Genomic DNA, 4610 nt, shown 5'->3' with positions numbered 1-4610 from the left:
TGAACTGCTCCTCTTTGCTGATGGCCCCGACACAACAGGACAGAGAGACCGCTGATGTCACAGATACAGCGGATGAAGGAGCCCCTTTTGAAGTCCGGGCTCGTGGACTGTCACCGGGCACGACGATGCCGGTAGAAGCAGGTCGCGTTCTTAGGTGTGCACCGCGATCTGCGGACACGGACGCCGCACCCGTGCAGGCGACGAACCTGCGGGTGACTCGAGCATCAATTCTCCCTGAACGGCCATGAAAACCCCCTTGCGTCATCCGCCGCCACGACCGAACGCGAAAAACGCACGCGAATCAGCGGGTCGACGAAAGCACCCCACCCCAAAGAAGCCCCCAGAGCCGCCGAAGCGACAACCGCAGATTAACCAGGCCCACGACCAGCACGAATCCGCCGAACAGCCCAATTCAGAATAGTATCAATTTCACCTATGCGCTTATACGCCAATCTGCGCGACTCGGCACGTTGTCACCTGCCGCACCCGCGCAAACACGTGCAGTGACCACACGTTGTGTCACACGTCACACGTGCCCCAAAGTTCCGCGAACTCATTCAGCATTTGGTATTCACGACGGATTCGTCTCTACCAAATGAGATGGCCGAAGACGAGCCGAACGGCGATTGTCGGCCAATCCTCCACATCAGAACTAATTCCACGGCGCCACGTCCCGGAACGTGCTATGAGCCCACCGCAGGCCTCTGACACTTCAGCCAGAATTAATCGCCCGGGTGTTTGATTCCGCTCGCCGGATCATTGCTGCCGATTGGAGCAATGTGCGGGGACGATCATCGATAGCATCGCCGTCGCGGTGACCCCGTGGTCGCCACGAGGGGAGCGAATTCGGTGTTCACGATCGAGGGCGTGGCGGCGCGGACCGGCTTGGCCGTACCGCTGGCGCGACGCCCGGTGGCGGTGGTCGCGGCGCTCTACGCGGCGCTGGTGTTCCCACTGGCAGGGAACTACGGGCTCACGGCGGACGAGCTGTACTTCCGGATGCTGGGCGACGACCCGCGCTGGGGCTACTTCGACCAGCCGGCGCTGGCACCGCTGTTCGCGAAGGCGGGCGCGGTGCTGTTCGGCGACACGGTGTGGGGTGTCCGGGCGCCGGCCCTGTTGTGCGGCATGGCGATCGTCGTGCTCTCCGCGCTGATCACCGCGGAGTTGGGCGGCGGGCCACGGGCGCAGGTGCTCTCCGCCGCCGCGATCGGCACGTCCGGGGTCGTGCTCGTCATGGGGCACTTCCTGCTGACCAACAGCCCGGACCTCGTCGCGTGGTGCGCGGTGGCGCTGTTCGCGTTGCGGGCCCTGCTGCGCGGCGACGGGAAGTGGTGGCTGGCCGCGGGTGTCACGTGCGGGGTGGCGACCTACGCCAAGTACGTGGTGCTCCTGCTGCCGGTGACGCTGGTGGTGGCGTTGCTCGTGGTGGGCCCGCGCCGGGAGCTGCGCAGCCGCTGGCTGTGGGCGGGCGCCGCGCTGGCACTCGTGATCAGTGCCCCGAACTTCGTCTACCAGGCCGTCAACGGCTGGCCGCAGCTCGTCATGGCGCGGGCGCTGTCCGAGGGCGACTGGACCGACGGCCTGATGTTCCCGCTCGACGTCGCGATCCTGGCGGGTCCGGCCGTGACCGTGATCCTGGGAGTGGGCGTGGTCTGCGTGCTGCGCCAGCCGCGGTGGCGCCCGGTGCGCGCGCTGGGGGCGGCCTACCTCCTCGGCACGGCGCTGGTGCTCGCCGTGGCGCCCAGCGGCGTGGACTACACCGAGGGCTACCTGATGCCGCTGATCGCCGCGGGGTGCGTGGTCGTGGACGAGTGGATGGACCGCAGCCGGTCACGGGTGGCGGTGGTGGCCTCGGTGCTGGCGGTGTTCGCCGTGGTGCAGGTCGCCACGTCGCTACCGGTGATGCCGGCACGGGTGTACGTGAAGTTCGCCGGATCGAGCCTGACGACCGAGACGTTCGGCTGGGAGCGGCTGGTCGGCCAGGTCTCCGACGCGTACACCGCGCTGCCCGCCGACGAACGGTCGCGCGCCGTCGTGCTGACGCGCAACTTCGGCGAAGCGGGCGCGCTGCACTGGATGCGCGAGGACCACCCGCTCCCCCGCATCTACAGCGGGCACAACGAGTTGTACCTCCGCGGCGCACCGCCCGAGGGCACGGACGTCGTGATCGCGGTCGGTATGGACGAGAACCGGCTGAAGCAGGACTTCGGCGCGTGCGAGGTCGTGGCGCGCATAGACAACGGCTATGGGCTGCAGACCACGGAACAGGGCAGGGCCATCTCGGTGTGCCGCGAACCGCAGGCGTCGTGGGCCGAGCTGTGGCCCGGCTACCGGCTGATCGGCGCGTACTAAGCACCTGGCCAGCAGTCTCGTCCGAAACCTCGTGTCCCTGTTGGCCTCGAGGCGTCTGCAAGTACCACCAACTCTTGATCGAATCGCCGTCAACCACATCCAACCTGTTCGCCGTCTGACGAACAGGCGCCGTGTTCTCGGGCCCCGCAGGCCTGTTGGTAGTAGGAAAGTGCCTGTTGATGTTGAGTTGGTGGTGAGCCTTTTCCATCCTGATCTTGCTGGTCACAAGATCGGATCGGTGTAGCTCGACGGCCTTGAACATGGCGAAGCCCCTGGTAGCACTGGCATCACGACCAAGATCAACCGATGCCGACCAGGAGCTTCGTGTGTTGTTCTATCCGTCCGTGATCACGTTGTCCAATCGCACCCTGGACTACGTCGCACGCCTGATCCGCCGCCACCGCACCAGCATCGGGTCCCGCTGGCGCCGCCTGCCCAGCAACCGCCAGGCCCTGCTGGTGCTGGCGCATTTACGCAACGGCGACACCTACCAGCGCCTGGCCACCGGGTTCGGCATCGGCCTGGCCACCGCCTACCGCTACATCCGCGAGACCACCGACCTGCTCGCGGCACGAGCACCCAGCCTCACACACGCGGTCGCCCGGCTGGCCGGATCGTTCTCCAACTACGCGCTACTGGACGGCACCGTCATCCGCATCGACCGCGCCGGCGACCGTGAGCGCCTGAAAGCCTGCTACAGCGTCAAAACCCGCCACCACGGCATCACCGTGCAGATCCTGACCGACCCCTACGGCCGGCTCGCCTGGGTCTCCGACGGACTCCCCGGCTCGGTCTACGACCTGACCGCCGCCCGCACCCACGGCATCCTCGACACCTGCCGTGACGCCGGGCTCCACCTCGTCGCCGACCGCGGCCACATCGGCGCCGGCGAGGGCGTTCATCTGCCCTACCGCCGCTACAAAAACGAGTTCACCCCAGGCAGACGCGCCGCCAACCGCGCACACTCCGCCATCCGCTGCCTCGTCGAACGCGGCATCGCCACCCTCAAGAACTGGCGCGTCCTCACCCGAGTCCGCGCCAGCCCCCACCGAGTCACCCACTACGCCCGCGCCATCCTCACCCTCGAACAACGCACCCGATCATGAAGATGGAAAAGGCTCGGTACTTGCAGACGCCATCAGGACCAGGCGCGGGGCCGCTCGGGCGAGTGACGAACACAACTTCTGGCAGCAGGCTCAGAACGCCGACAACCGCACGACAACGTCGCCACAACAGCGCGGCGGTACTTCTTCCCTCGGTAGACCTCAACCGATGGAGGACATGGTGAAAGCCACACTGGCGACGCTGCTGGCAGGCTTGCTGGCGGCCGCGACGCTCATCGCCCCTGCCGTGAACGCGACGCCGTACCAACGAGACGTCTTCGTCCGGGACAACGTGAGCGACGTCGGCAACGAGCCGAGCACCGGCAGCATCTACTTCAGCCCCGACATCAAGGTGTGCTCGACGCCGGTGTTGTGCGCGGTGTCCCAGAACCCGGTGGTGGGCGTGAACAACTACGTCTTCGTCACCCTGAGACGCAAGGCGGGCGCCGTCGGCAGCATCGACGGCAGCCTCCACCTCTACCGCAGCAACCTCGGCGGCGGCACCGCCTGGCCGGCCGGCTGGACCTACATCGGCACCGCGGGCTCCACCGTGCCGGTCAGCGGCACCACGGTCATGATCACCTGGCCGGGATGGAACGTGCCGGGGCCCGCGCACTTCTGCCTGCTCGCCCGCTGGGTGTCGAACGCGGACCCGATGACGTTCGCCGAGGGCAGCAACACCCAGCTCAACGCGCAGCGGAACAACAACATCGCGTGGCGCAACGTCGACTCCGTGCGGGTCCGCCCGTTCGAGCCCGTCCGCGTGCCGTACACGATCGGCAACCCAGAGCGCAACGACGCCCGGCAGCACCTGATCCTGGAGCAGCCGCGGCAGTTCGGCGGCACGATCACGTTCGACCTCGGCCAGGAGCTCACCGCGCGCTGGAAGGCCGCCGGCGGCAGGGCGACCGGCGTTAAGCAGGTCGGTGAGACGCAGTTCCAGATCGCCGATCCCAAGGCCCGCTTCGAAGGCCTGACCCTCAAGGCCGACGAGCGCGTCGAGACCGCGCTGACGTTCGAGACCGACAAGGAGACCGGCCCGGCCGAGCTGCACGTGCGCCAGACCGACGTGCAGGGCACGGATCTCGGCGGAGCGCAATACCTGATCAACGAGAAGGACTGAGTATCAACCTCGGTGGGTCGGTCTCCGTA

3 protein-coding genes are annotated in these 4610 nt (G+C 67.1%); all 3 read left to right on the top strand.

From position 1 onward, the window contains the following. Positions 1–849: 849 nt before the first annotated feature. The 3 genes from ACSHWB_RS34035 (at position 850) to ACSHWB_RS34025 (ending at position 4581) form a co-directional block, all read left to right on the top strand. On the top strand, positions 850–2355 hold the full coding sequence (locus ACSHWB_RS34035; protein WP_439657391.1) for an ArnT family glycosyltransferase: 1506 nt from the start codon (positions 850–852) through the stop codon (positions 2353–2355). A 326-nt stretch (positions 2356–2681) separates the two neighbouring features. Further along, entirely contained in the window at positions 2682–3461 is a 780-nt protein-coding gene (locus tag ACSHWB_RS34030) for a transposase family protein (protein ID WP_439657390.1), read from the top strand. Positions 3462–3636: 175 nt separating this feature from the next. Next, positions 3637–4581: a hypothetical protein gene (locus ACSHWB_RS34025; RefSeq protein WP_439657389.1), complete on the top strand. Its 945-nt coding sequence runs from the start codon at positions 3637–3639 to the stop codon at positions 4579–4581. The last annotated feature ends 29 nt before the right edge of the window (positions 4582–4610 follow it).

The organism is Lentzea sp. HUAS TT2, from assembly GCF_051853195.1.
Lineage (GTDB): Bacteria > Actinomycetota > Actinomycetes > Mycobacteriales > Pseudonocardiaceae > Lentzea.
The sequence above is the reverse complement of the archived record's forward strand: the minus strand, read 5'-3'. Positions and strand labels throughout refer to the sequence as shown.

Coding starts and splice junctions, on each gene's coding strand:
- ACSHWB_RS34025 (WP_439657389.1), top strand. CDS start 3,637: ATGGTGAAAGCCACACTGGCGACGCTGCTGGCAGGCTTGCTGGCGGCC.